Origin of the sequence: Paraburkholderia sp. SIMBA_054, from assembly GCF_046534875.1 — a bacterium.
Classification (GTDB): Bacteria; Pseudomonadota; Gammaproteobacteria; order Burkholderiales; family Burkholderiaceae; genus Paraburkholderia; species Paraburkholderia hospita.
This window is the reverse complement of sequence record NZ_JAWRXV010000044.1, coordinates 1-25,095: the sequence shown is the minus strand read 5'-3', so window position 1 is coordinate 25,095 and position 25,095 is coordinate 1. Positions and strand designations below refer to the sequence as shown.

Genomic DNA, 25,095 nt, shown 5'->3' with positions numbered 1-25,095 from the left:
TTCATCGTTCCGGCCACCGGTCACAACGCGCCTTCTCCTGACGGCCTTTTTACTCCGTCACACCTGCCAACTGCTCGATATCGTCCCCGATGCGACCACGCGCTTCTGCTGCCGCGTCGTCGGCATTGCTCGATGCGAGCGGAAAAATGAGGCCATTTCCTTTAAACGCGCCTTCGTAATGCACCCAGGCACTGTATTCGAATATCCCCGAATCGAGTCTGGCAACATTTATGGTCACATCGTAGGACCGCTTGAGACCCTGCGAGCGCGTGTAGACAAACCGATACACCTCGGACTTCATCATCAACCTCCCGGCTCATTGGTCCGGTCCTGACACGAATGGATTTTTTGCGGCTTGCGTCATGGCATCGTCAGTTCGACGCCCCCTCGCAATACAGCCATCGTTCGGTCTTCGATCATCCGGCAGAGGAAGCTTGCTGATGAGCCAAGCCCGCTCACCACCGGTCGATAGCCCACTCGGCATCCGCAAAAAAACAACGATCACTTCGCGTAATCTTCGTCGGCGTGCCCGGAGCTTGCGCCCGCCTTTCCCCTTGGCGAAGGACGCGACAACATGCAGTCAATGAATGTGTGCGCGCGTTTTTCCCCGTACCTGAATGCCTCCTGCGCGGTAAGAAACTCAAACTGCTCTGGAACGCTCGCAACCTTCCGATCCGGATCACCAGGGGAAGATACGGTCCAAGAGACCCGATAGCGCCGATGTGTGCCACCGAGCGCTTGCGATCTGGCTGGAGTAACGTGGACGTCAATGCTGCAACCGCGATACGGCGCATAAGATTGACTGGACATGGCTCTCCTCCCGGGGAATGTCAAACGGGATGACGAGCCGAAAGGTCGGCTCGCCGCTGCGTCCGACACCAAGTTTCTAACGTTAGCGGTTGATCTTGCACCCGGCGTCTTGTTTGGCCGGCGATGGACACCGATCTGTACGGCCATTCCTGGACAGATGCCGTCCCTACCAGCGCAGCAATCGACATACCGAATCGCGCCGTTCCGGTCGCGCACCATGGTCCGGCCTTCGCGCGGGCTCCCCGCCAAGAGGAACTCGGGGAATTCGCGGTTGTGGCCATTCGACCGATTACGTGCGAACTGCGTCGCGGCGGTTCGACGGGTCCCTTTTTTCTCACCGTTGGTGACTAAGATCCAAAAACATCAACCACGGAGGAAAGTGCGCGCGTTGGTATTCCGGGCCTATGGATCCGGCGCGCGGCAAAAAAATACCCGCCACGGAGGGCGGGTGGAATCCATATCAGGAGGAGACATGGAGGAGACAGAGCTAGTATAAACCCTTAGTCAGGCCGAGCGCAATGGCCGGTTCAGCATGGCTTGGGCACCGGCCTGGCCGCGGGGACGGTGACTGTGCCGGAAGGGCGGGTCTCTGATCGCAGTTAGCGGAAGGCTTGACTTTGACAGAGGTGAAGCGTCCCCAATTTAGGTTCGATGTTGTCTTGCGAAGGTCGATGCCTGCGAGTAGGATTAAATCCTATTGCAGGGAGGCGCTATGCGAACGACGCAACAGATGAGCATCACGTTACCCAACGAGATGGCTGAATTCGTACGGGACAAGGTCGCTCGCGGCGACTACGCCTCAGACAGTGAGGTGTTGCGCGACGCGCTTCGCGTTCTTCGTGAGCGGGACCGCGCGGTCGAAGCCTGGCTGCGTGAACAGGTCGTCCCGGCCGCGAAGGCACTTCGCGAAAATCCTGAGCGAGCGCTATCGGCGGACGAAGTCCGTGCGGAACTGAAGAAGTCCCGCGCGGGCCGCGGATGAATTGGCGCGTCCAGTTTGCTCCCGAGGCGCTAGCCCAACTGCAAGCACTTGAACACCGCATCGCCGAGGCCGGCGCACCGCTTGCCGCCGAAAGATACGTCGATTCTATCGTGGACTTCTGCATGAAGCTTCAGACGTTCGCAGCACGCGGTGTTGCGCGCGATGACCTTTTACCAGGGCTGAGAATCACGCACTTTCGCAAGCGCACGATCATCGCGTACCTGCTGGATCGCGAAGCCGTTTCCATCGTCGGTATCTTCTACGGCGGCCAGGACTACGAGGGCGTGCTGGGATCCGACGATGAGTGAATGGTGATGGCCGCGAGAAACGCGCGGCACATCTCTCGATGTGCCGGACAGTTTAATTATCACCTTTTATGTATGTAGTTGATTTACAATAAAAATCACCGTGTCGGCACAGGCGGCCTTGCGGAAGGACCGGCAAACGCTCGAATGGCTACGCAGGCACGTTGGCGATGCCGCGATTGCCAGTGCCGTCGCGCAATATGCCGGATCGGGCAAGCCTTATCTCCGATGAGGTCTGTCGGCGGATTTCCGAGGCGCGGCTTGATATTGAGATTGAGGCAGACGAGCCACCAATCTTGCTGTGCTGGCCGAGCTTCAGGCGAAGATCACCTTTTGGCAGCGCCTGTTTGCGCAGTTTTTCGATTTCAACGAAGAGCAGGTTCAGGCCGGTGCGTGAGGCGGGCGTGATGCCGCCCGCTCGTCGCACTCCGGTCCCGATGATTTCGGGCCTGAGATTGCCGGCATCGACGCGGCGTTCGATTCCGGCGCGGTCGCGACACGACGCAGGTGCTGCATTGCCCGATCAGACGGCATGATGACGGCGAGCGAAAAAAGAGGCCAGGCGTTCCCCCTGCCTGGCCATTGCGATTGCGGCTATCGGACATAGGTTGCCGACGGCTGCTTCAATAACCGGCGCGTCCAGGTATGGCAACATCGCAGGCCACGCTGATCGTATCTTCCTCGCTGGATACAAGGGGGGAATGCGGGCGGACGAAACACGGTTCGAGCGTACGATACCGGCGACGCTTACCTGGCGTTTGTCGCCTTCTCCGAAGCACTGCCTGTCTGGGCTGCCCCGATTGGCGGCACGGCGTCGTTCATCGACGGCAGCGCCTCCTTCGGTGCCGCTGCGGCGTCAACGGCGGCGGGCTGGTCGGAGTCGGCCTTCAGGTAAAGCTCGACTAGCGCGAAGAAACGCTGATAGAAAACGCCGGCAGGAATCGTCTCGCTTGCAACCTTCACCATCGAGTCATCGCTCGAGCCGATCGGCAGCGACAGCGATCCGAACACACTGAGGCCGACGCTCGCCGACGTGTTGCTCTTCTTCAGGGCATAGCGATCCTGCACCGCGTTCACATACGCCGTACTGCTGTTGTTTTTTGGGTCGTTGGTTGTGCAGACTACGTGGATTTCGATCACCGCGTGTGAGTCGCTGGTGGGCTGGAAATTTTTCGAGCCATCGACTGAATCGGGCCTGGTCGAGCTGGCGATATATCCCTGACTGAGCAACGCACGGCGGGCGGCTTCGCAAGCGGGTTCCGCCTTCGCGACGAACTTGTGCATATAAGGACTGTCGCCCGAGTCGAACTGTTCTTGCTGGTAAAGCGGCTTCGGCGTCGAGCAGGCAGACAGAGTGCTCGCAAGCGCGAGCACGAAAGCCGCGGAGGAAAAGCGGAACTGGGTATGCATGGCTGAATAGGGTGGGTGGATCGGCTCGTGCGGTGAAGGGGTCTGATGCCAGAAGGTCAGGGTGCCCAATTCTGTTGCACGGCATGAGAGGGGCACATCATGCGGCCGATCTGGATGTGAATGGGGCGCGCCCATTATAATTTTCTTTCCCTACAACTACCTTCGACGTTGTCGTGAGCGCAGGTCCGTCACGCGTACGGCGGCTGTGGCGAGCGGATACGAGGGGACGCATGATGCGGATCACACGATCGGGAAAAGGTCGCCGTGCCTTCCTGTGCCAGTCGGGCGCACTGGCGTCTTCAGTTCTGCTGGCGGCGTGGCGTGATTCCGGGCACGCGCGGTCCGACGAGCTAGCGCCGACGCCCGCATGCGTGGACCATTCGGAACAGACGCGGGAGCAAACGGAAGGGCCATTCTTTTTGCCGAGTTCGCCACAGCGTGCGTCGCTGCTCGAACCGGGAATCCGAGGCGCCAGAATCGTGCTGACAGGCCGCGTGTTGTCCGCGCAATGCACCCGGGTAGCGAACGCGCTGCTTGATTTCTGGCAGGCGGACGACGGCGGCGCGTATGATGTCGCGGGCTTCCGGCTGCGCGGCCACCAGTTCACGGATGGCGACGGACGCTACCGCCTCGAGACCATCGTCCCAGGCCTGTATCCGGGCCGCACGCGTCACTTCCACGTGAAGGTGCAGGCGCCGCATGGGCAGATCCTGACGACACAACTCTATTTTCCCGGCGAGCCGCGCAATGCGCGCGATTTCCTGTTCGATCGCAGGTTGCTGATGGCGATCGACGACCGCGGCGACCGCAAGACTGCGCGCTTCGATTTCGTCGTGAAGCTGGCGTAGCGGCGATTATCCAATACAACCAAGGCCAAGGCCCATGAGAAAAGTCTTGTGGATTCCGAAGTTGTGGGATGGCAATGCAAACGCGAGAACGAATCCGCGAGGTCGCACAGCGCAGATCGTAGTGTCGTCGCTCTCGGCTGAAGGCAACGCTCTTTGCCTCGCGCACCGGAACTGAAGCGCCGGTTAGCATTCTCACTACAGAAAGCCTCAAGTGACTAACGGCGACCAGCGAGAAGCAAATGAGATACATGATCCGACGATGGCTAAGCGTTCTGACGATAGCGTTTACTGCCATCTGCTTCAACACTGCGAACGCGACCACCGTAATGGGCGTCCGATCGTGCGGCCAGTGGACAGCCAGAAATGCTTCCGCTCTCGACAGGGCGGCCGCCGAGGCCTGGCTGCTTGGATATCTGGGGGGACTCGCCACGGGAAGCCGGGTTGATGTTCTGCGCGACACCGACTATGATTCGCTGATGGCGTGGATGGACAACTACTGCAAGGCCCATCCAATCGAGCGCGTTACCAGTGGGGCCGCGCAACTCTACCTTGAATTGCAGGGTCGGGTGCCTAAATGACGGAAAACCTTCCGCGCTTCCGTTTTCTCGTTCCGCAACTCCAGCGCCTGCCGTGCCACGCAATGGCGACAGCCGGCGGTGCCGCGGGCGCCGACAAGCAGGCAGCGACGAATCCCATGCGGCTGACGGATCACGGCTGGTAGCAAAAGAGTCAATGCCAATCCGCCGACGAGCCCGTTGGGTTCACATCCGTACAGCGATAACCAGCGAAACGGCGCGCGATAGTAAGCGTCGCGGCACAACCGTCTTGATCTGTGCAATCGGAGACGCCAAAGTGGTTCCCACCATTTCGAGTTATTTCGAGTAGCGGGAACCATTTTGGGATCAGAAGGGAAGCCAGCGTCGGGAACACGTAAAGGCAGCCCGAACCATAGCCCAGAGTTTCGACGTCGCCTGGCCGCGGCTGCATGTGAACCAGGCGTCTCTGTTTCGAACCTCGCCCGGGAACTGCGTTATATTTCGGATGCCGAATAAATCGATTGGAATTCGTGCAGACCGGATTGATCTGGCCCAAACATGGTTGGCTCCTTGGCTGCCGGTCTAAATCGCAGGAATTGAACGCTAGGGAGTGGCCACTACAGCAGGCTTTGCTGCAATGGCTCGCGATGTTCCCAGACCTTCACGATCGACTCCGTGACCAACTTCCCGGAGTCGACGCCTTGCACTTTGCGCCGATCAACAAGCAGGACGTCGCCCTTACCGAGCGATAGCGCCGATCCGGAAAGTACCGATTACGTCTCTCGCGGATCACGTGCCTAGTGGATGTCATGCATATACGCGATGTCGAGTTCACCAGCGAGCAGGGCGAGTCGTTTGTCCAGGGTCCAAAGTGACGCACCGGGAGTCATCAAAGTTGACGCAAGCAGCGTAAGGTCGCTGCTACCACAGCCTCGACCGTAAAACTGCCTTGCCTCGATCAACTGCATCACCTCGGTCCATGTCGCATGCTTCGCATGTTGGAGCAGTCCGATGTCGTGGAGTGTCTGCACCCGGGGCGCAGGCGGCGTGCCGCAGGCGAGTTCAACAAGCACGACTGGATGTGTGAGCGCCTGGTCGCTGGTGACCAGTTGAACAAGTCTCGTATTAGCGCGACGGAAATGATCAACCCATACAGATGTATCGATGAGGACGCTCATTGAGTCGATGGTTCCGAGCGGCGCCGCGGGATGTCGGGCATACCGGGCTCGGTGCCACCCAAGGCCGCCAGACGCTTTCCGGCCTGAACTCGAACGAACGTCTGCATCGCCACCCGAAACAGATCAGCCTTATCCATGTCAGGGTCGGCAAGCTCAAGAGCGCGCTCGTAAAGGTTGTCGTCAATCGTAACAGTGGTTCGCATTTCGACTCCCGCTTGATGCAGTATCGCATCAATTATAGCATCAGATAACGATGCTTCCGGCGTAATGGTCGGCGGCCCAGCCAGAAGCCGCGTGTCTGTCGCTGGCGGTGACACCACAAAGGTTCGCGCGCCATGGCGATGAACCGACGGCAGGGTTCATCCGGCCACGTGCGCGAATTTTACTGACCGGACTGGATTGAAATATTCCAGACGGTGTCTTGGAAAATCAGCTGCATCGACGCAGAGGGCCTGAATCTGGGATCTGACCAAGATCCGGTCAAATTGCTATCACAAGCCTGAAAGTTATGAAGTGACGGATTTCTATGCTCTGGCGGAATAAGGGACTTGGGCCATGAATGCGTCCCTGAACTATCGCGTCCGCTTGCGTCGTCGGCAGCAGACAGGTCAACGCGGTTAGCCAGCGCGGGAGGATCGCGTCTTTAGCCGACTGGTCTGAATGCGCGGGCTCTTAGGCGGACATCGTTCGTAGCAAACCGCGCACGACATCCTCCGGGGTGTCGTGCCGGGGACCGTCGGACGCCGCCGCTACGACCCGAAGCACGTCACCTTTGAGTTTCGCCTCCCACGAGACGATACGGCGGCGGTCATGGGGAAAGCGGGCCAGTTTTTCGCCAATCAGGCGCTCGATGCCCTGTATGATTTCGCGCCGTATTTCGGGTGGAACACTTTTGTCGAATCCGATCTGATCACGTAGCGCTTCACCACGCTCACTCTCGGGCAGCAGGCTTGTATTCCACGCCGCAACAATCGCCGTCAGTGCGCTCTGATATTCCTCCAGTGTTGGATGATCGGATACCTCATCCTGAAGCATTTGCGCGAGGGGCCAGGAGATTTTCTGTTCCGGCGGCAGGTCATTACGATCGAGAACGATAGCGTCAGCGATCCCTGACTGAACCGCTCCCCGCCGCAATGCCTCCAGGTCGTGCATGCCCAGCTTGCGAGCACGCGACGATTTTTTCTTCTGACCGGCTTTGCCCATTTCTCTGCCCCCTTCGCTGCGTTCTGAATCCGCAAATTATAGCGGCCAGCGGGTTGCACAGATCGGCACAGGTGCGAGGGTTTTGCCGCTACACTGGCCAGCCCTTCGAGATCCGGAATCCGGCATGGCGACCATCGAACGTACAGCGTATCCGAGGTTTCCCAAGGGTTTTTCATCTGCGGAACTGCAGGCGTTCTATACGCCAGACGTTGAAGAGCTTGGATGGGTGCGCCGCAACGCGCGTGGCGAGTCTTCGAGACTGGGGCTGCTGGTTCTGCTGAAGGTCTTTCAGCAGATGCACCACTTTCCCTTCGTTGACGCCATTCCCGCCGTTGTCATCGAACACATTCGGGCGAGCGCAAGCATCGGTGCCGAGGCCGCACTCGACTACCACAGGGCAAGGTCGCCCGCCTTGTTTCGTCACTACGCGGCAGTCCGGGAATTTCTCGGTATCCAGTCCTATTACGGCACCGATGCCAATGAAATTGCAGTGCGCGCGGCACACGAGGCAGCCGAGACAATGGAGCAGCCGGTGGACATTATCAATGCAACCATCGACAGCCTGATCCAGCAGCAGGTCGAACTGCCCGCATTCTCGACGCTCGACGCCATTGTGGAGCAGGTCCACACCCGGGTTCAAACGGCGCTGTTCCGACGCGTCTCGCGGCGCCTTTCTGATGAGGACAAGGTCCAACTGGACCGGCTGATCAAGCGCGAATTCAACCAGCGCCAGAGCGCGTACAACACCATCAAGCGATACGCCTTACGTCCGTCGCGAAAGCATATCTCCCTGCTCGTCGACCATCTTGCCTGGCTCGATGGTTTTGGCGACTTCAACCATGCCCTGGAAGGGGTTCCCGCGACAAAGCTGCGCTCCCTGTCGACACAGGCGATGAGTCTGGATGCGGCGAATCTGAAGGAAACCCTGCCGGAGCGGCGATATACACTCATTGTCGCGTTGCTGCATCAAATGCGCGTGCGAGCCCGCGACGATCTGGCCGAGATGTTCATCCGGCGCATGGGCGCAATCCACAAGCGGGCCAGGGAAGAGCTCGACCAGATCCAGGCACGGCAGCGCGAAAAGATGGAAAGCCTGGTCGATACGCTTGACGGCGTCGTCAATATTCTCGATGACTATCCCGATGACACCGAACTTGGCGCGCGCGTTCGCGAGTATCTGGCGCCGTCGGGCGACCTCGAGCCATTGCGCGAAAGCTGTGCCGAGGTCCGGGCCTACAGTGGCAGAAACTACCTTCCACTGCTGTGGCGGCATTTCAAGGCACATCGATCAGTACTGCTACGTCTGGCACATGCACTGGCATGGAGCTCGACCACCCAGTCCGAGTCCTTGCTGCAGGCAATGGAAGTCGTTTTCAGGAACGAATCGCTTCATCGTGAATGGATCAACATCGAGGTCGACCTCAGCTTTGCTTCCGAGCGCTGGCGCAAGCTGGTTTTTCGTTCGCCCGGGAAGGGGGCGACGACAAACCGGCGTTATCTGGAACTGTGCGTCCTGTCGAGCATGACGAGGGAACTGCGCAGCGGAGACCTGTGCGTAGCCGGCTCGGATGCTTTTGCCGACTATCGAGATTTCTTGATGCCTTGGTCCGAATGTGCGAAGCGTCTGCCAGCATACAGCGAGAGGCTTGGCATCGCCGACAGCAGTGCCGGCTTTGTCACCCAGTTGCGCGAGTGGCTATCCGATGCTGCACGCCAGCTGGATGAGCGCTTTCCCGAGAAGTCCGACCATGTGACGATCAACAAGGCTGGCGAGTTTGTTGTCCGTCGCACCACGGCGACCGTCATCCCGGAAAGCGCGGTGGCCCTGCAAAAGGCGATCGTCAAGCGCATGCCCGTGCGTAATCTGCTGGACGTACTTGCCAATATCGAGCACTGGACGCATTTCACGCGACACTTTGGTCCCTTAAGCGGCAACGATCCCAAAATCCGCGACGCCGAACAGCGGTACCTGCTTACCATCTTCGCAATGGGGTGCAATCTGGGCCCCACCCAGGCCGCACGTCACATGGGTGACAGGATCACGCCGCACATGATGTCGTTCGTCAACCGCCGGCACCTGAGTCTCGAACGCCTTGAGAGCGCACAACGCGAGCTGATCGAACTCTATCTGCGGCTTGATCTGCCGAAGCACTGGGGCGACGGCAAGACGGTGGCAGCCGATGGCACCCAATACGACTTCTACGACAACAACCTGCTGGCTGGCTATCACTTCCGCTACCGGAAAATGGGCGCGGTTGCCTACCGCCACGTCGCCGACAACTACATCGCGGTGTTCCGGCATTTCATCCCGCCGGGCATCTGGGAAGCCATCTATGTTATCGAAGGACTGCTCAAGGCTGGCTTGAGCGTTGAGGCCGATACGGTGCACGCCGACACCCAGGGGCAGTCGGCTGCCGTATTCGCGTTCACCTACCTGCTGGGCATCAAGCTGATGCCGCGGATTCGCAACTGGCAGGACCTCAAGCTATACCGGGTGGATGCAGCGACCCAGTACAAGCATATCGACGGTCTTTTCACGGAAACGGTTGACTGGGATCTTATCGGGCGCCACTGGCAGGACCTGATGCAGCTCGCGCTGTCGATCCAGTCCGGTACGATTTCATCGCCCCTGCTGCTGCGCCGGTTCGGCGCGGCCAGTCCGAGGAATCGCCTGTCCCTGGCAGCCGAGGAGCTTGGCAAGGTGGTTCGCACGGTATTCCTGCTCGAGTGGCTCGGCAGCAACGAACTGCGGCAGGAGATCACCGCCACGACCAACAAGGTCGAGTCCTATAATGGCTTTGCCAAGTGGTTTTCGTTCGGCGGAGATGTGTTGCCAGTCAATGACCCGGACGAGCAGCAGAAACGCCTGCGTTACAACGACCTGATGGCTTCCGCGGCAATCCTGCAGAACACGGTGGACATGATGCAGGCGTTGCGGTCGATGGTGAATGAGGGCATCGAGGTCAACGCCGATGACATCGGATTCCTCAGTCCCTACCTCACCAGCAACCTGAAACGTTTTGGCAGATACGAACTGGATTTCGGGCACGTGGAGGGCTGGATACATGACCACCTGTTCGCCGGCCCGGTCCGTTCCCTGCGGAGACCCCGACCCCATGCCCGCCCTTGATACTCCCTACGGCATCGTCGATGCCGACGCGCTGGAATCATTGCAGCAGCGATACGATACGACCGTCATCCAGCAGGCCGTGGATCTTTTCGACACCATCCGCGCCCGCTGCGAGCCCGATGGTTTGCGTGACGACCTTCTGCGCCTGCACGCCATGGCGCATACCGTCATCAATGGCGCGAGCCTGTCGTGCGCGACGGATGACCTGACGCTGGTCGAACAGGCTGATTGCACGGTCGAGGAACTCGAGGACTGGATCATGGTGCTCGAAAAAATGATTCTCGCCTTGCGCCCCCTGCAGGATCTGCGATCTGAAACGGACGAACCCCTGTGAAGCCAGCCTCATACAAGTGGCAGTTCGCCCAGCGTTTTCGACGCAACGCTTTCGGCTGGCGCTCTGACGTACCGATCCAGCGCATCAAGGAAGCGCTCACGGAGATCCGGCAGGTAGCGCGCAGCGATGCCGTTCTCGGCGCAGAAGGCGCCGTGAAATTCCTCGAGAAGATTTCGCCCGCGCTGGAGCATGTCGACGGGTCGTCCGGTGCCATCGGCTCCGCTGTGAACCGGGCGATCGACGCACTGGTACCCATCATCGCTGGCGCACAGGTCGATACAGTCACGCGCCAGGGCTGGCTCGAGCGGCTATGGGAAGCCATTCAGGATCAGGGCGTCCCCTATATCGAGGGTCTGTCGGAGGAATGGGACACACTCTGCGTGACGACCGAAATCGCCAGCGAGTGGGCCGACAGGTTTGTTGATCTGGTCGGGCACGTCTGGTCCGAGGGGCCCGGGGGATATTTTGCGGGGACACCGATCTGTCTGGCCTCGCTCTATGCAGCCGGGCGACATGCGCAGCTGATCGCACTGGTGGAGCGCGCTCCGTTCAAGATGTGGCACTACCGACGCTGGGGCGTCAAGGCACTGCTTGCGATGGGCAGAAAGGCTGAAGCGCTGGCCTACGCGGAAGACACGCGCGGTCTCAACAGCCCGGACGGGCAGATTGCGAAAGCTTGCGAAGCGATCCTGCTGTCATCGGGTCTTGCTGATGAGGCATACCGGCGCTATGCACGCGAAGCGAACCAGGGCACCACCTACCTGGCAACTTTCCGTGCCATCGCGAAGAAGTACCCACACATCGCGCAAGAAACCATCCTGATCGATCTGGTTGCTGCGTCGCCGGGCGAGCCAGGGAAGTGGTTCGCGGCGGCCAAGGACGCAGGTCTGTTCAACCAGGCCATCAAGCTGGCCAATGCCAGCCCGACCGATCCCCGGACGTTGACGCGCGCGGCCAGGGACTTTGCGCAGAAGCAGCCGGAATTCGCCATGGCCGCCGGACTCGCAGCGTTACGCTGGATTTCGCTGGGCTACGGCTACGAGATCACAGGTGTCGATGTGCTCGACGCAGGCCGCGCCACGCTTCAGGCGGCAACGCACGCGGGCGTCGATCCCGAGTCCGTCAGGAAGCAGATTCGCTCTCTGGCTTCCGGAACCTCTGTGCACTCTGACTTCATGAGTCGGGTCCTGCAGGCAATCTAGCCCGGAAAAATCATCGTGAAAAATTCCGATGCGACGTCTTTTCAGATTGATACAGAGATAAGCTTTATTATCTCTGTACGGTCGTTTTTGAACTAAACTCGATGTCATGAAAACGCGTCACCCGAACACGTCCGCCGCCGACATGTCGAACGATTTCCCCGGTGTCGACGCGCTTGCAGCGCTGCGCGCCTGGTACGAAGGCGCATCCTCGCGTGACGCGGCCAGCCGGTACCTGCGGGACCGGCTCGTTCAGGGGCAGTCTGCACGCGGCGTCATCGGCCAGATCCGCCGGCGACTCGCACTTTACGCCCGCTGCCGGCAGCGGGAGGATCTGGCTGCGCTGTTCGAATGCCCGGCCCACAGGCGCAGACATCATTCCCGCGCCACCACGCAGGCTGTCGGAACGTTGCGTACGCTACCTTTACCGACCCCGCAGATCGGGGACGACATCACGCGCTGGTTGCCGGAGCGCGCTGTCCGTGTCCTGCACGCGGCGGGTATCCGGACCCTGGCTGATCTCACGGTACGGATTCCTCGTCGCCGGCAGTGGTGGAGTGCCATACCGGCGCTCGGCCCGGCCAGTGCGAAACGGATCGAGGCCTTCTTTGCCGCGCATCCAGCACTCACGGAGCGGGCCCGCGCACTGATCGTCGCCGACCTGCCGTCAGTCGTGACGCCGTGGGAGGAGTTACGGCTCCCGCATGAGGTCGATGGATCCGCTGGCGCCTTCCGCGCGCCGCTGCCGACCTGTACCCTGGGTGTCGACAACGATTACGACGCCGTCCAGGCCTGGCTAGCGTTGCACGAGTCCCCAGCTACGCAGCGCGCCTACCGTAAGGAAGCCGAACGGCTGATCCTGTGGGCCATCGTTGCACGAGGGACTGCGTTGTCTTCCCTGACCACCCGGGATGCCACCGAATATCGGGCGTTTCTGCGCAGGCCGACACCACGTGAGCGCTGGGTCGGACCACCGCGGCCGCGCACGTCACCCGACTGGCGCCCGTTCGTCGATAATCTTTCGGCCCGCTCAATTGCCCATGCACTTGCCGTGCTCAGCGCCATGTTCCGCTGGCTGGTGGAGCAACGCTACGTAGTAGCCAATCCCTTTGCCGGCATCAAGGTACGCGGGAGCAAGCGCGCCACGGCAGTGGAAACCAAACACGCCTTCACCGAAGGAGAATGGCTGCTCACGCGCACCATCGCCAACGGGCTCGAGTGGTCGTACGGCTGGCAGGCTGCCGCTGCTCAGCGAGTTCGTTTCATGCTGGATTTCGGTTACGCGACGGGACTGCGGATCAGCGAACTGGCCAATGCGACCCTGCGAAACATCGAGGTCGACGCCGTCGGCGATCACTGGCTTCATGTCACCGGCAAAGGCGGCAAGCCCGCCAGGGTGACACTGACACCGCTCGCTCGCACCGCGCTGGACCGGTACCTGCAGGAGCGGAGCCTGGCGGTGAGCCGGGCGCGCTGGAATCCCGGCACGCCGCTGATCGGTAGCCTGGACGACGGCGATGCCGGCATCAAGCCGCTGCGGTTGTGGGAAGTCATGCGGAGGTTTTTCCGGCAGGCGGCGCAGATTATTGAAAACGACCATCCGGCGCTGGCTGAGAAACTCCGTCAGGCTACGCCGCACTGGATGAGGCACACGCATGCCACTCACGCGATCGCCAGGGGTGTCGAACTCAGCGCCGTCCGGGACAACCTTCGTCATGCATCGATTTCGACCACATCGATTTACTTGCATGCGGACGATGTAAAGCGGGCGCGGCAGTTTGGGCAGGCATTTACTGACTGACTCCCTTATTCCGAAATCAACGCAAATCACGCTGCCTTATAACCTACGGGCTTATGATAGCAATTCGGCCGAATCGTGGTCAGGGGCCAGGGTACGAAAGTGCAGTTACCAAAACTGCAAGGGCCTCCAAGAATCGTTCACGCCTTGCCATGTATCCGGCGTTTATGGCCAGCGCAGACAACGTGACCTTAATCGGCAAGGGCGAATTCAGCTGGATCTAGCGTAAGTGTCGATGCATGGTGGCAGCCGGGCAGGGGGCCAACGCTGCATGAGCAGTGACAAGCGGGGAGCGGAGGCCGTCGCAGCGGCAAGGTGACGCGCAGGTAACGGTGGGGCTGACAATCGACCCGTTTATCACGAAGGCGATCATGAAAGTAACAAAATGAATTGCAATGCGGTCGCCCCCTTAAGCCACGCGAGATAGCGCACACCACCTCACATGCGGCGCGCGTGAACTGGAACATGACGAGAACCGACCGAGGATCTGTTGACCTTAGCGTCCTTGATTCACCGGAGGCTCGACGCGGCTGTGATGCCGGCGAGGCTATAGGGGAGGCAAACGGACCAGCGGCTTCCGCTCGGCGCTGTGCGGGTTGATCAGCTCTGGTTGTGGTTGGCATTGAGGTCGTTTCGTAAGGATCCGAAGGCCAATGACTGATGACGCGAACCTGATGGAACTGCCGCCGACGCCGGAGGCCAAAGCACAGACGACTGGCAGTGGCCGCATCTTTGCCGATTTTGATGAGACACCCGCCAATCCGCTCACCCTTACCCTATTTCCATGTCGGATGATGGGAGGCTTGGCAACGGCCGCGCTGGAGAGGAAGAATGACCTCGGTGCTCGGCAGCATCGGCGGGGCTCGACTTCCTCGCCGATACGCCATCCCAAAAACAGCAACGGCCGAAAGTGGCGGATTCGGGTATGTGTTCCGCCAAAAGCGAGACACTCACGAACTTAAGCCTGCGCGTCACGCCGCGTGTAAACCGCCCACAGTCTACTCATCAGAATTATCGTGGAAACTGTAGTGGAAAATTGATCACTTTTCATTTACCATTTGCTACGAAACCCAAATGGTACGGTGCTTTGAATGGTAGAAATAACGATTGAGGACTTGTGTGGGCTGGTTCAGCAGGGGGTAAAAGGGAACGCGTCGAGTGTGGCGCTCTTAACCCGTCGGCTGGCCAGCAAGCTAAAAAAAACGGACGAGGCAGCCGCAGCAAGAATTGCTGCACTTCTTACACCTGAATCAATGGTTCGGGATATGTCGTTGACGCCGGCACCAGTGGACATGGACAGCAGAAATGCTCTCTTGCGAGAGACGACCCGCATAATTCTGGAGGTCGAGCCTGAGTGGCCGGAACCGATCCTGAAATTTCTTTCAGGGGTCGTGCGGGAACGGGCGGCTGCAAGTCGTCTTCTAGAGGCAGGCCTGGAACCGATCCGGGCGTGTCTGTTCAAGGGCCCGCCCGGTGTGGGCAAAACGTTGGCTGCTTGTTGGCTCGCCCGTGAACTGCAATTGCCGCTCTTGACACTCGATCTTGCGACGGTCATGAGCAGCCTATTGGGAAAGACTGGCACAAACATTAGGGCGGTGATCGATTATGCGAAGAGCTTTCCTTGTGTTTTGCTACTCGACGAGTTTGACGCTATAGCGAAAAAGCGAGATGACGATCGCGACGTGGGCGAGCTAAAACGGCTAGTCACGGCGCTGTTGCAGGCGATTGATGAATGGCCTTCCACGTCTCTGCTCGTCGCAGCGACAAATCATCCAGACATGCTAGATCCTGCTGTCTGGCGTCGGTTCGACGCGAGCATCGACTTTGACATGCCCGCGGCCGCTGTAATTACAAGACTGCTATCCAAAGATGGGGTGACCGCCGGTCTCGCAGAAGGAATTGCGAAAATGCTTGTGGGACAGTCCTATGCAGTAGTTCAACAGATGCTCATAAGGGCAAAGAAAGCTTCTGTGCTCGATGAAAGGGATCTTGATCAGACGATTCTCGAGATCGCTCTCGATTCTGCAACGAACGAAGATGCGTTGGCGCCTACGATGCGCAATATGAGAATCATCCAGCTGTGGTTACGTGGCGCGTCGCAACGGAAGATTGCGGAAGAGCTCGATATCACTCATCCGACAGTTGGAAGGGTGATTAAAGACTTTAAAAGCGGGGATATAAAAAATGGCTGAGAGAAACCTATTGCTTAGCGGTGGCGAGAAGCTAGCCACTGCGAGTGAGATCAAGCGCGGATCGGGTCCAAAAAAGCGCCCTTATCAAATCGCTGATACCCGTGCGATGATCGGCGACTCTATCGCGACAGTCGAGGCAGCCATTCGCGCGTTGCCCGAGGGAAGCAAGCCGAGAGGAGAGGGCGTTTTCCTACTGACTCTGCATCCAGCGTTCCTTGCAAGGAGCTACTACCCTGTTAACCTCCTTCGAGCGGCAGGACTGCGTGACGTTGGAAGTAGGGAGTCGACCGTTATCCCAAGGAAGGTGACGACCCCCAAAGACGAGGGAAAGCAACAAGCGACAGCAACGCTCTATGTCGCCGGTAATGCTGCGGACGTTAATACGCTATCGGCACTTCTGCAGTCAGAGCGTACGTCGGCATTAGTTCAGCAGGAACTGACGGAAATTGAATCAATCTCTTGGATTGCTGGAGAAGATAAGTTCAAGGGCCAACTTCCTGCTGACCTCGATGAACACTCTTTCGAAGTTGCCCTTCATGCGGGATCGAAGGAGGAGGATATCGTTGCCGCGTTCGCCTCGTTCGCGAAAAAGCTAAACGCGCGAGCGGAACTAGGCAGGCGTATCCAAGTTGGCGGATTGACATTCGTGCCAGTGCGCGCTTCGGCGGCAACTATGCGGCGATTGACGGAGTTTTCGTTTTTGCGGATTGCAAGGCCGATGCCGACAATCCGGACAGCGATCCCAAACGTCGTTCGGCAGTCGCACCCCGAAATCATTTGTGAGTTGCCACGAGACGGGGCCATGCACACAAGTGACCGTGTCGCCATTTTCGATGGCGGCTTAGGGACTGACGATCTGAAACCGTGGGCCAACGAGATTGTGTACGACGCTACGAAGAGTACTCACGGCCAACTGCTGATGCACGGAAGTGAAGTGACATCCACGTTTTTGTTCGGAAGGCCCACGAATAAAGACGTGCGCCTAGGCCGCCCCTATCTGCCTGTGGATCATTATCGTGTTTTGAGCCCTGCATCAGGCCACGATCCGGATCTTTTTGACGTACTTCTTCGAATTAAAGCGGCTCTCGATACGGGTGACTACAAGTTTGCCAATTTGAGTCTCGGCCCGCATATGCCGATCGACGATGGTGAGGTGCACGCGTGGACTGCTACTCTCGATCAGCTTTGCTCCCGGCACGGAATATTCGTAACGGTGGCGGTCGGGAATGATGGAGAGGCTGAAGACGCGAATAGAATTCAGCCACCGGGCGATATGGTCAACGCGTTGGCCGTTGGAGCAGCTGATTCTGCGGGCGCCAAGTGGAAACGGGCCAAATACAGCTGCGTTGGACCTGGCCGAAGCCCGAGATATGTCAAACCAGATGGTGTTGCGTTTGGCGGCAGTGAGGCCGAGCCGTTCACTGTTTTCAACCCGTTGCTCGGAAGTGTCGTGGGAGTTCAAGGTACGAGTTATGCCGCACCGCTTGCTCTAAGAACCGCGGCAGGAATCGATGCGAGCACCACGCTTGACCTGTCTTCAATTGCAATAAAAGCGTTGATGATCCATCACGCGGAACGCGGAAAAGGACACAAAAGGGATGAAATCGGCTGGGGTCGCTTTAGAGAGTCGACGGTGGAGATTTTGGAGTGTGCTCCAGGGACGGTCACGGTTATATTCCAAGCTACGTTAGCCAAAGGGGAGTACCGCCGCTGTCCCATTCCTTTTCCAGATGCCGCGTTGCCGGGAGTCGTCGAAATCAAGGCCACGTTCTGCTTGCACGCGGATACCGATCCAGAGCATGCAATAAATTACACTCGATCTGGCATGGGAGTCGTCTTTCGACCACGTTTTGGGTTGGATGAATCTGAGACAACCGAGTTTTTTGGGATGGCATCGCAATATCGGAAAACCGAGCGGCAGCAACGTGACGGAGCCCATAAATGGGAAACAGCTCTGCATAGAACGCGTGAATTTCGTGAGCCAAACAGTCTAGTGGGTCCGGTCTTCGACGTTGAATATCATGCCCGTGAAGCGGGGCGAAGCATCAAGAAAATTCAATCGGCCCCTGATGTTCACTTCGCCCTCGTTGTTACCATCAAGGCTGAGGGTGTTCCAAACATATACAACCTAGTGCGGCAAAAGTACAAAGTTCTAGTTCCCGTGGAATTGCGCGCGGATATCGACCTTGACGCAAACTAATCGATGTAATACGCAACGAAGTTGCACCGCCATTCATTTCGTCGGAAGGTGCGCGCGCACCAAGCGACGTAGCTAAGCATGCGGGAATCGAAGACGAGATCTTGCCGACCTGCCGCTCGCCCCAATCCTATCAGCGTCCACATGTTCGGACTCCGATTGAGCAGCGATTGCACAAATCGCGCGAAGATTGGCCAGCCGGCCCACAGCACGACGGGTGTTGAAGTCCTTAAAAACTGCTAATCATGTCCGTAGGTTACGCTAATGTAATACAGGGTCTTACACCCGCGAAATAAGGCATTGCCGCCGTTTTCGGCGCCTTTCTCCACGTTGCGTTTTAGCAACGCTCGCACGCTCGGATGTCCGTTTATTTTGCTAACGCGCTCCGCTTGTCCTTTAATTCTGCTAACGCGTCTGAGGAGACCCGATAAGGAGCGGTAATGACGGTTTCGGAGGAAGCGGTTAGCCGTGCGGCAAAAGTAGCAGATGTCCTCCGGCCGTTGGGGCGAGGGCCGCTGCCGAAAAAGCGCGCGGTGTTGGCCGCTAACCTGCTGGGCGTCCATTGGACCACGGTATATCGGCTTCGGCGGAAGTTTCTGGCAAACCCTGTAACGAGCGCCGTCATTCCGAAACAACGAGGCCCATCCGGGGGCAACCATCGATTGGGAGGCGCTGTCGAGGCAGTGATCGACGAAGTAGTGCACGTCTGGTTGCCCACTCAACGACATTTGGCGCATCCTGCAACTGATCTCGTGCTGGAGGTTCGACGCAGATGTGAGCTTGCCGGACTGCATCCACCAGGCCGAACTACCATAGGCCGGCGGTGGGCTCAGCATCGCGAGGCGGACGCCTTGCAGCGCGCGGCCCTTCCCAATGCGCTGGCAGCGCCAGGTTCGCTTGTCGCAAACTATCCTCTGGAAATCGTTCAGGTCGACCATACCCAGGCGGATGTGGTTCTGGTTAGCGAATACGACAGGCAGGTGATTGGCCGCCCGTGGCTGACTATTGCTCTGGACGTTGCAACCAGGTGCGTGTTGAGTTTTTACGTCGGCATGGAGCGTCCGGGAGCGGCTACCGTTGGTTTGCTGCTGACCAGAGCGGCACTGCCAAAAAGCCCTTGGCTCGCGAAGATCGGCGCGGACGCAGAGTGGCTGATGCGTGGGATTCCGAGCGTTCTACATCTTGATAATGCTGCCGAATTCAAGAGCAGGGCGCTTCGCAGTGGATGTCGGGAATACGGTATCCACCTGATGTATCGCCCAGTCGGGCGCCCTCATTTTGGCGGTCATATTGAACGCCTGAACCGCACCCTGATGGAGCGTGTCCGTGGCTTACCGGGGGCGACTGGATCATCTCCTAAAGGACGCAAGGCGCGACAGTCTGAAAAGACGGCCTCATTGACGCTAAGAGAATTCGAGCAATGGCTCGCGATCGAGATCGCCAGGCACTACCACCACGTTCCGCATCGCGGGCTGCTCGGAGCGACGCCGGCCGACACGTGGCGGATGCTTGCCCGTAGCCTTGATTCGAGGCAGCTTCCTGCGTCCAGCGACGCTGAGCTCAGGTTCCTGATTCGCTTTTTGCCTGTAGCGCAAAGGAAAATCCAGGCTGATGGACTGACGCTTTTTCATGTTCGTTACTGGCATCCAATTTTCGTTGCGTGGCGCCAGACCCGGCAGGCGGTCACCGTTCGATATCATCCCGAGGATCTCTCGCGTGTTTTTGTGACAACAGGGAGCGGCAACTACCTCGAAGTCCGTTACGCGGACATGCGGCGGCCGGCAATTTCCCTTTTCGAACACCGGGCAGCGTTGCATGCCATCAGGTCGGAGGGACAGCACACTGTCTCTGAGACGCTGATCTTCAGGACAATAGAAGAGCAACGGCGGGTAATTTCTAAAGCCAAACAGACAACAGCCCGTGCACGTCGACGGTCACGCAAAAAGATCGTCCCATTGGAAGAGTTGCGCGACAGCATTGTCCCGTACGGGCGTAATGTGACGGAGGAGGCAGAGGTGGTCGACTACGCCACGCCGGTTCAGGCGTTCGATGTCGAGCAATGGTGAGGTGACACGTGAAGGATGGGGCACTTGCGCATTTGCTACCGGCCGCCAGACAGCAGGTCGAGTTGGGGAACGACGAACGAATTCTCGGACTTCTTCGAGACCGCTGGATCGACTATCCCCGCGCGACGCAAGCCCTGCAGCAACTTGAGCGCCTGTTTGAGACGCCTCGCCGCGACCGTATGCCGTGCCTGCTCCTGCACGGTGATTCAAATATTGGCAAGACGAAAATAACGGCCAAATTTCGGCGCGCCCATCCGAACGAGTTTGACGAGAGAAGCGGGGTCGAACGTTGTCCGGTCATCGCGATGCAGATGCCACCGACCCCTGACCAGCATCGATTCTATTCGGGCTTACTATTCGAACTAGGTGCCCCGCACAATGCCGCTTCCGGCTTGGCAGCCCTTGAACGGTTAGCTCGCGAGATTCTCAAGCGGATGTCGCCGCGCATGCTGGTCGTTGATGAGGTGCATCACCTGCTTGCCGGCTCCTATCGCGAACAGCGCGCGTCGCTGAATCTCCTGAAATTTCTGGCTAACGACCTTCAGATCAGCATGGTTCTGGTCGGCACCCGTGACGCGGTGCTGGCGCTTCAAACGGATACCCAGATGATTAGTCGTTACGCGCCGTTCGAAATTCCACGATGGCGGGAGAGCGATGGTCTGCGGCGGCTTCTCGCGGCCTTCGAACGCGTGCTGCCACTGCGCAAACCATCGGATCTCACACGACGCGAGATTGTTCAGTTTGTTATGAGCGCGAGCGGCGGACTGACCGGCGAAATATCCACGTTGCTGAACAATGCGGCCGAGCTATCGATTCGCAATGGCGACGAATTTATCGGTATTACGCATCTTGAACATGTCTGCCGAGTCGCGCAGTAACATCGTCCCATGGCCGGTTGCCCCAAGGCCCTTCTACGAGGAGGCCTTCGGTGGCTGGTTAGGCCGTGTCGCGGCGCGATATCAGGTGAGCGTTGTGATGCTGTGGCAGATGAGCGCAAGCGAGCCGCTGCCTTCGCTTGGAACTGCCGGATGGATTCTTTTCCCTCCGATTTCTCAGCTAGCGCTTCAACGATTCGCAACGCTCGCACGCCTTGATGAAGACAGATTGAGACACATCCAGACGCCAACGACCTGGCTCTTCAACTGGCGTTGCTTACCGTACTGCTTCAGATGCCTTGTGCTGAACGACGCGGACGTTTCAGTGCCTCGCTGGAAACGTGAGTGGCTCGATCCGACAGCCGAATTCTGTAGCGTACATCACACGCTTTTTGAAACAGTCCCCGCCTCTGTATTTCGGCTGTCGGGTCACTTTGCTGCCGCGCTGCACGCGATCAGCCGTTATCGCGAGAAACGAATGTTCGAGGGCCACCGACGGCTGCGTTAGCAGAATTAACGGACACGACTAGCATGTCAACGGACGCCATTAGCACAAATTTCGAACTTCAACACCGGACGGCGGCTTCTTTCATCTCGGCTCGGAAGTGTTCTGCACCGCGATAAAGAGCCGCCCGTTGTGTGGAACCTTGCTGCGTGGGGTCTGAAAGAGGGCGGGGAAGTCATCGGCCTTGTCGGCGCGTTCGGCCCCGACCATGCCGCCGAGGGGAAGGCTCCGCACCTTGTTTCGGTTCCTAAGGTGCCCGCTGCGTATCTGCATCGCAGGCAGTTGACGGACATCGAACTGCAACAGGCAGCGAAACGGTAATCAATGGGAGAAAGCAATGAGCTTGTGGCGTCACGACCCAAAGGAACGCAAACTCGTCGCTTCGAGCGAACCCTGGCAATTCGGGCTTGCGATAACGGCGCTTGTCATCATCGCCATTTACAAGGTTTTCCACGTGTAGAGAACGCGATGACTCATACGTCCACGAAACGAGTCAAGTACTGTGGGGCGTGCGGATTTTGGGCAGAGAAGTGGATGTAGGCCCGTTGGGTTGAGAACCTTGGATTTGACATCGACGGCCCCGAACCGGAAACGTCGTCTGTGAACGCGTAAGCGCAAAGCCCGTCACCATCCGGTGACGGGCTTTTTTTGAGCCATTAATCCATGGCACCCAGATCGTGGGTTAGAGGTTGTTCAGCTCCGACTCCGATTTCTGCAAGGCAGCTTCGTATCGCGCCCGATTCTCTTCTAACCGCTCTTTCTGGTCGTGAAGATAGCTGTCTCGGTCCCAACCCTGGGGTTCTCCCACATCTTTAAGCGGTACGTCATTCGTTTTGCCTAAAAATCCGGTACATCTGAGTGATCTCATGCAGTGCGAGAAACCCGCGCCAGATGACGGTCGGCCCGGGTGGGCGATCGTGCTTGCGGTTCAGATAGCCACCGAGCCTGGCGATCCACAATACGACCTGGGCTAGCGTTGGCGGCTTGTCAGGCAGTTTGGTAGTGCCGTGCACGCGGCAGTACAACGCACGCCATTCGACGGGCTGCAGCAGCACTTCACACGGCAAGTCGCCATCGAGCCGGGCAAGCAGCGTCGCATACAGAATGCGCCAGCTGATCACTGCAAACAACGCGGTGGCACGGACGAACCGATCGAGGTTGCCGAATTGCCGTGCTTCGACACGGCATCCGCTCTTGAGAACGCGATGCCACGATTCAATGGTCCACCGGCGCGCGTACCACGCGAGGCGTTCAAGCGCTCCTTCGTGCGTGTGCGTGGGCACCGAACTCAGCAGCAGCCATTCGAGCGGTTCGATGCCTTCGTCGGCGTCAGTCTCCAGCGCGTGAATCGCGAACACTTCGACCTCCGGCAGCTTCTCGCTGCGGCGCGCGCGCGGCGGGCGCAGCCGCACCGGGATGCAACGCACCGTCAGCCGAGCGGTGCGCGCCAGCCTCTTCGCGGTAGCCGGCACCTGCAGCTCGGTCTCGCCCAGCACCGGCGCCGCCATAATGGTCTCCCACAGATATTTCTCAGGATGGGCGACGCGCCGGTTCCAGGACGCGCGAACCAGCCAATCGACGCCGGCGGGTCGCTCGGCCACAAACACGTCATAGACGTCGCCTTCACGATCGCTCACGCCGACGATGCGCGTGTTCGGGCAGTGCGCCTTGAGTGCGGCAAGATGCTCGCTACCTTCGAGCCATTTGACGCTCTCCTTCTCCTGGATTGGCCGCTGCTTGCGCTGCTGCCTCTTGCCATACTCCTGTGGCGGACGCACCCAGGTCTTCATGCCCAGCACGCCAAGCGGCAAGCCCTCGGGCGTCACCGCCAGCAGGCTATGCATCATGAAGCCGCGCAGATTGTTGCCGGTGCCATAGCCCAGGCCCTCGGTGGCAGGAAGATGCGCCAGATTAAATTCGGTGGTGTCCTGTGCGGCCAGCACGACGGGCACCTGCTGCATGCGGCCAAGCGTCTGGCCGATATGCGGGCCCAGCACGCCGTCGGTATCGACTTGCGGATTGTCGAAGAAGCGATAGGCAGCCTTGAGCTCCGGTCCGTTGAGCGACTGCGGAAACGAGCACTGCGGACTCTGCGACAGCCGGCGCGCGAGCGCGACGAGTCGCTGAGTCAGGCGCGCGTCGCCCAAGTCCGCCGCGCCAAACTCATCGCTCGCCCAATCGTCAAGGTCGTCGGTGCCAGACAATGCTATACATCACAGGCAATGAAGTTGCGCGAAGTTAACATTGTCTGCCGCCGTTTACAAGCACCTCGTGCGCCGCTACCAAAATGCTGCGTCCATTTGTGGGTAAATCTCAGACCTAGAGCCGAGGCAAACATGCCAACCAAGCTTAGCGATGCCACGGTTGCGGACAAGCTCAAAAGCGCGAAACAAGGCATTCCCGCGAACGGCTTGACAGCGTCGCCAGAGGACTGGCGTGACTGCTGGATTTATTTTCTGATGGTTGACCGCTTCAATAACTCGAAGGCGTCGCCGGCCTTGCCGTACGACCTCGACACTCAGACATTCCAGGGAGGAACGCTCGCCGGGATGAAGGCACAGCTCGGATACCTCAAGGGACTGGGGGTGGGGGCAGTCTGGTGTACACCGGTCCTCAGGAACGGACGACTGCTCCAGGGAGCGCCCAACGAGGGGAGCTATCACGGTTACGGCATTGAAAATTTTCTGGAAATCGACCCGCGATTCGGCTCAGGCGTGCAGGATATTGAGACGGAGCTCAGAGCCTTCGTTGCAGCGGCACACGAGCTTGGCATCTATGTCATCTTCGACATCGTGCTCAACCATACTGGTGATGTGTTCGCCTACCCGGGCAATCAGTCGACGGCACCTTACCAGGACCATCCCTACGACATTCAGTGGAGAGACGCCGAGGGCAACGCGCGTGAAGACTGGACAGATGCCTTTCAAATCACCGACCCGACAGACGGCGCAGTGCTGCCGACCGAACTGAGACAGAACGAATTCTTTCGTCGGGAGGGCGGAGGCGGCCCTGTTGAGACGGTGGGCGACTTCGGCTCATCGAAGCAGATGATGAGCGCGAACTATGAGCTTGGCAATTTTCTCATCCAGGCGTACCAGTACCTGATTGCAGCATTTGATATCGACGGATTTCGCATCGATACGCTCAAGTTTCTCGACCCGAGTTTCGCCTTGCGCTTCGGCAATGCCATTCGTGAGTTCGCGTTGAGTGTCGGCAAGAAGAACTTTTTCACGTTTGGAGAGGTGTGGGGCGGCGAGGACCAGATAGCCCGTTTCATCGGCCGCAACGTGCTCGCGTCCTCAACTGATATGGTTGGAGTTGATGCGGCGCTCGACTATCCGCTGTTCTACGCGTTGACGGCGACGATGAAGGGCTCTAGCGCACCCTCGAATCTCGCGGCGATGTATCAAAACCGCAAGAATGTCGAGAACGGCGTCATTAGCTCACACGGCCCCCGGCGTCACACTAGTTGTCGCCTCTGAATTTTCATCATTTGAAGAGAACTCAGAGGTGCAGGTTGAAGACGA

General features: G+C 58.8%; 22 protein-coding genes and 1 pseudogene. 16 read left to right on the top strand and 7 right to left on the bottom strand.

Annotated elements, in window-relative coordinates; genetic code table 11:
• Positions 1–49: 49 nt before the first annotated feature.
• Complete coding sequence (locus SB822_RS38115) at positions 50–304, bottom strand: hypothetical protein (protein ID WP_410857030.1); 255 nt, start codon at positions 302–304, stop codon at positions 50–52.
• A 1,218-nt stretch (positions 305–1,522) separates the two neighbouring features.
• Here SB822_RS38115 and SB822_RS38110 point away from each other — a divergent pair.
• Both SB822_RS38110 and SB822_RS38105 read left to right on the top strand, forming a co-directional pair.
• Positions 1,523–1,792 (top strand): type II toxin-antitoxin system ParD family antitoxin, encoded by a 270-nt coding sequence (locus SB822_RS38110; RefSeq protein WP_007741379.1) that lies wholly within the window; start codon positions 1,523–1,525, stop codon positions 1,790–1,792.
• Positions 1,789–2,100 (top strand): type II toxin-antitoxin system RelE/ParE family toxin, encoded by a 312-nt coding sequence (locus SB822_RS38105; RefSeq protein WP_090836273.1) that lies wholly within the window; start codon positions 1,789–1,791, stop codon positions 2,098–2,100. The genes SB822_RS38110 and SB822_RS38105 overlap by 4 nt, the downstream gene beginning before the upstream one ends.
• 148 nt (positions 2,101–2,248) lie before the next feature.
• On the opposite strand, the gene SB822_RS38100 is transcribed toward SB822_RS38105, so the two are convergent.
• Positions 2,249–2,524, bottom strand: coding sequence for a hypothetical protein (locus SB822_RS38100; RefSeq protein WP_143055740.1), 276 nt, complete (start codon positions 2,522–2,524; stop codon positions 2,249–2,251).
• A gap of 377 nt (positions 2,525–2,901) precedes the next feature.
• A pseudogene (locus SB822_RS38095) lies at positions 2,902–3,507 on the bottom strand (DUF2242 domain-containing protein); the annotation flags it as partial.
• Between the two features lie 230 nt (positions 3,508–3,737).
• On the opposite strand from SB822_RS38095, the gene SB822_RS38090 reads away from it, so the two are divergent.
• The 3 genes from SB822_RS38090 (at position 3,738) to SB822_RS38080 (ending at position 5,076) form a co-directional block, all read left to right on the top strand.
• A complete protein-coding gene (locus tag SB822_RS38090; RefSeq protein ID WP_410857029.1) occupies positions 3,738–4,355 on the top strand; it encodes an intradiol ring-cleavage dioxygenase in 618 nt (205 codons plus the stop codon).
• Between the two features lie 239 nt (positions 4,356–4,594).
• Complete coding sequence (locus SB822_RS38085) at positions 4,595–4,933, top strand: hypothetical protein (RefSeq protein WP_410857028.1); 339 nt, start codon at positions 4,595–4,597, stop codon at positions 4,931–4,933.
• A complete protein-coding gene (locus tag SB822_RS38080; protein ID WP_176133841.1) occupies positions 4,930–5,076 on the top strand; it encodes a hypothetical protein in 147 nt (48 codons plus the stop codon). Before SB822_RS38085 ends, SB822_RS38080 begins: the two co-directional genes overlap by 4 nt.
• A 612-nt stretch (positions 5,077–5,688) precedes the next feature.
• On the opposite strand, the gene SB822_RS38075 is transcribed toward SB822_RS38080, so the two are convergent.
• From SB822_RS38075 to SB822_RS38065, 3 genes are all read right to left on the bottom strand, one after another.
• A complete protein-coding gene (locus tag SB822_RS38075) occupies positions 5,689–6,069 on the bottom strand; it encodes a type II toxin-antitoxin system VapC family toxin (protein ID WP_090836268.1) in 381 nt (126 codons plus the stop codon).
• On the bottom strand, positions 6,066–6,272 hold the full coding sequence (locus SB822_RS38070) for a type II toxin-antitoxin system VapB family antitoxin (protein WP_090836267.1): 207 nt from the start codon (positions 6,270–6,272) through the stop codon (positions 6,066–6,068). The genes SB822_RS38075 and SB822_RS38070 overlap by 4 nt, the downstream gene beginning before the upstream one ends.
• 469 nt (positions 6,273–6,741) lie before the next feature.
• Entirely contained in the window at positions 6,742–7,272 is a 531-nt protein-coding gene (locus SB822_RS38065) for a hypothetical protein (protein WP_410857027.1), read from the bottom strand.
• Positions 7,273–7,396: 124 nt separating this feature from the next.
• On the opposite strand from SB822_RS38065, the gene SB822_RS38060 reads away from it, so the two are divergent.
• The 10 genes from SB822_RS38060 (at position 7,397) to SB822_RS38015 (ending at position 21,889) form a co-directional block, all read left to right on the top strand.
• Positions 7,397–10,402, top strand: coding sequence for a Tn3 family transposase (locus SB822_RS38060; RefSeq protein WP_410857026.1), 3,006 nt, complete (start codon positions 7,397–7,399; stop codon positions 10,400–10,402).
• On the top strand, positions 10,389–10,736 hold the full coding sequence (tnpC, locus tag SB822_RS38055) for a Tn3 family transposase post-transcriptional regulator TnpC (protein WP_039899892.1): 348 nt from the start codon (positions 10,389–10,391) through the stop codon (positions 10,734–10,736). The genes SB822_RS38060 and tnpC overlap by 14 nt, the downstream gene beginning before the upstream one ends.
• Positions 10,733–11,938: a hypothetical protein gene (locus SB822_RS38050; RefSeq protein ID WP_410857025.1), complete on the top strand. Its 1,206-nt coding sequence runs from the start codon at positions 10,733–10,735 to the stop codon at positions 11,936–11,938. The genes tnpC and SB822_RS38050 overlap by 4 nt, the downstream gene beginning before the upstream one ends.
• 106 nt (positions 11,939–12,044) lie before the next feature.
• Positions 12,045–13,736, top strand: coding sequence for a phage integrase family protein (locus tag SB822_RS38045; RefSeq protein ID WP_410857024.1), 1,692 nt, complete (start codon positions 12,045–12,047; stop codon positions 13,734–13,736).
• 1,088 nt (positions 13,737–14,824) lie between these two features.
• The gene (locus tag SB822_RS38040) at positions 14,825–15,925 is read left to right on the top strand and encodes an AAA family ATPase (protein ID WP_410857023.1); all 1,101 of its coding nucleotides are present in this window, start codon (positions 14,825–14,827) and stop codon (positions 15,923–15,925) included.
• The gene (locus tag SB822_RS38035; protein WP_410857022.1) at positions 15,918–18,125 is read left to right on the top strand and encodes a S8 family peptidase; all 2,208 of its coding nucleotides are present in this window, start codon (positions 15,918–15,920) and stop codon (positions 18,123–18,125) included. Before SB822_RS38040 ends, SB822_RS38035 begins: the two co-directional genes overlap by 8 nt.
• A 437-nt stretch (positions 18,126–18,562) precedes the next feature.
• Positions 18,563–20,188, top strand: a complete 1,626-nt coding sequence (locus SB822_RS38030; RefSeq protein ID WP_410857021.1) for a Mu transposase C-terminal domain-containing protein — start codon at positions 18,563–18,565, stop codon at positions 20,186–20,188.
• An 8-nt stretch (positions 20,189–20,196) separates the two neighbouring features.
• Positions 20,197–21,066 (top strand): TniB family NTP-binding protein, encoded by an 870-nt coding sequence (locus tag SB822_RS38025; protein WP_410857020.1) that lies wholly within the window; start codon positions 20,197–20,199, stop codon positions 21,064–21,066.
• Complete coding sequence (locus tag SB822_RS38020; RefSeq protein ID WP_410857019.1) at positions 21,044–21,571, top strand: TniQ family protein; 528 nt, start codon at positions 21,044–21,046, stop codon at positions 21,569–21,571. The genes SB822_RS38025 and SB822_RS38020 overlap by 23 nt, the downstream gene beginning before the upstream one ends.
• A gap of 129 nt (positions 21,572–21,700) precedes the next feature.
• The gene (locus SB822_RS38015) at positions 21,701–21,889 is read left to right on the top strand and encodes a hypothetical protein (RefSeq protein ID WP_410857018.1); all 189 of its coding nucleotides are present in this window, start codon (positions 21,701–21,703) and stop codon (positions 21,887–21,889) included.
• Positions 21,890–22,392: 503 nt separating this feature from the next.
• Here the strand turns inward: SB822_RS38015 and SB822_RS38010 are convergent.
• Entirely contained in the window at positions 22,393–23,772 is a 1,380-nt protein-coding gene (locus SB822_RS38010) for an IS4 family transposase (protein WP_410857017.1), read from the bottom strand.
• Between the two features lie 132 nt (positions 23,773–23,904).
• Here SB822_RS38010 and SB822_RS38005 point away from each other — a divergent pair, with 132 nt between their 5' ends.
• The gene (locus SB822_RS38005; protein WP_410857016.1) at positions 23,905–25,050 is read left to right on the top strand and encodes an alpha-amylase family glycosyl hydrolase; all 1,146 of its coding nucleotides are present in this window, start codon (positions 23,905–23,907) and stop codon (positions 25,048–25,050) included.
• Positions 25,051–25,095: the final 45 nt, after the last annotated feature.

What these genes read in the sequence shown, in the direction of transcription:
- SB822_RS38040 (WP_410857023.1), top strand. Translation starts at nt 14,825, where the DNA reads ATGGTAGAAATAACGATTGAGGACTTGTGTGGGCTGGTTCAGCAGGGG.
- SB822_RS38060 (WP_410857026.1), top strand. Translation starts at nt 7,397, where the DNA reads ATGGCGACCATCGAACGTACAGCGTATCCGAGGTTTCCCAAGGGTTTT.
- SB822_RS38080 (WP_176133841.1), top strand. Translation starts at nt 4,930, where the DNA reads ATGACGGAAAACCTTCCGCGCTTCCGTTTTCTCGTTCCGCAACTCCAG.
- SB822_RS38045 (WP_410857024.1), top strand. Translation starts at nt 12,045, where the DNA reads ATGAAAACGCGTCACCCGAACACGTCCGCCGCCGACATGTCGAACGAT.
- SB822_RS38065 (WP_410857027.1), bottom strand. Translation starts at nt 7,272, where the DNA reads ATGGGCAAAGCCGGTCAGAAGAAAAAATCGTCGCGTGCTCGCAAGCTG.
- SB822_RS38035 (WP_410857022.1), top strand. Translation starts at nt 15,918, where the DNA reads ATGGCTGAGAGAAACCTATTGCTTAGCGGTGGCGAGAAGCTAGCCACT.
- tnpC (WP_039899892.1), top strand. Translation starts at nt 10,389, where the DNA reads ATGCCCGCCCTTGATACTCCCTACGGCATCGTCGATGCCGACGCGCTG.
- SB822_RS38110 (WP_007741379.1), top strand. Translation starts at nt 1,523, where the DNA reads ATGCGAACGACGCAACAGATGAGCATCACGTTACCCAACGAGATGGCT.
- SB822_RS38075 (WP_090836268.1), bottom strand. Translation starts at nt 6,069, where the DNA reads ATGAGCGTCCTCATCGATACATCTGTATGGGTTGATCATTTCCGTCGC.
- SB822_RS38030 (WP_410857021.1), top strand. Translation starts at nt 18,563, where the DNA reads ATGACGGTTTCGGAGGAAGCGGTTAGCCGTGCGGCAAAAGTAGCAGAT.
- SB822_RS38085 (WP_410857028.1), top strand. Translation starts at nt 4,595, where the DNA reads ATGAGATACATGATCCGACGATGGCTAAGCGTTCTGACGATAGCGTTT.
- SB822_RS38005 (WP_410857016.1), top strand. Translation starts at nt 23,905, where the DNA reads ATGCCAACCAAGCTTAGCGATGCCACGGTTGCGGACAAGCTCAAAAGC.
- SB822_RS38105 (WP_090836273.1), top strand. Translation starts at nt 1,789, where the DNA reads ATGAATTGGCGCGTCCAGTTTGCTCCCGAGGCGCTAGCCCAACTGCAA.
- SB822_RS38090 (WP_410857029.1), top strand. Translation starts at nt 3,738, where the DNA reads ATGATGCGGATCACACGATCGGGAAAAGGTCGCCGTGCCTTCCTGTGC.
- SB822_RS38020 (WP_410857019.1), top strand. Translation starts at nt 21,044, where the DNA reads ATGTCTGCCGAGTCGCGCAGTAACATCGTCCCATGGCCGGTTGCCCCA.
- SB822_RS38070 (WP_090836267.1), bottom strand. Translation starts at nt 6,272, where the DNA reads ATGCGAACCACTGTTACGATTGACGACAACCTTTACGAGCGCGCTCTT.
- SB822_RS38115 (WP_410857030.1), bottom strand. Translation starts at nt 304, where the DNA reads ATGATGAAGTCCGAGGTGTATCGGTTTGTCTACACGCGCTCGCAGGGT.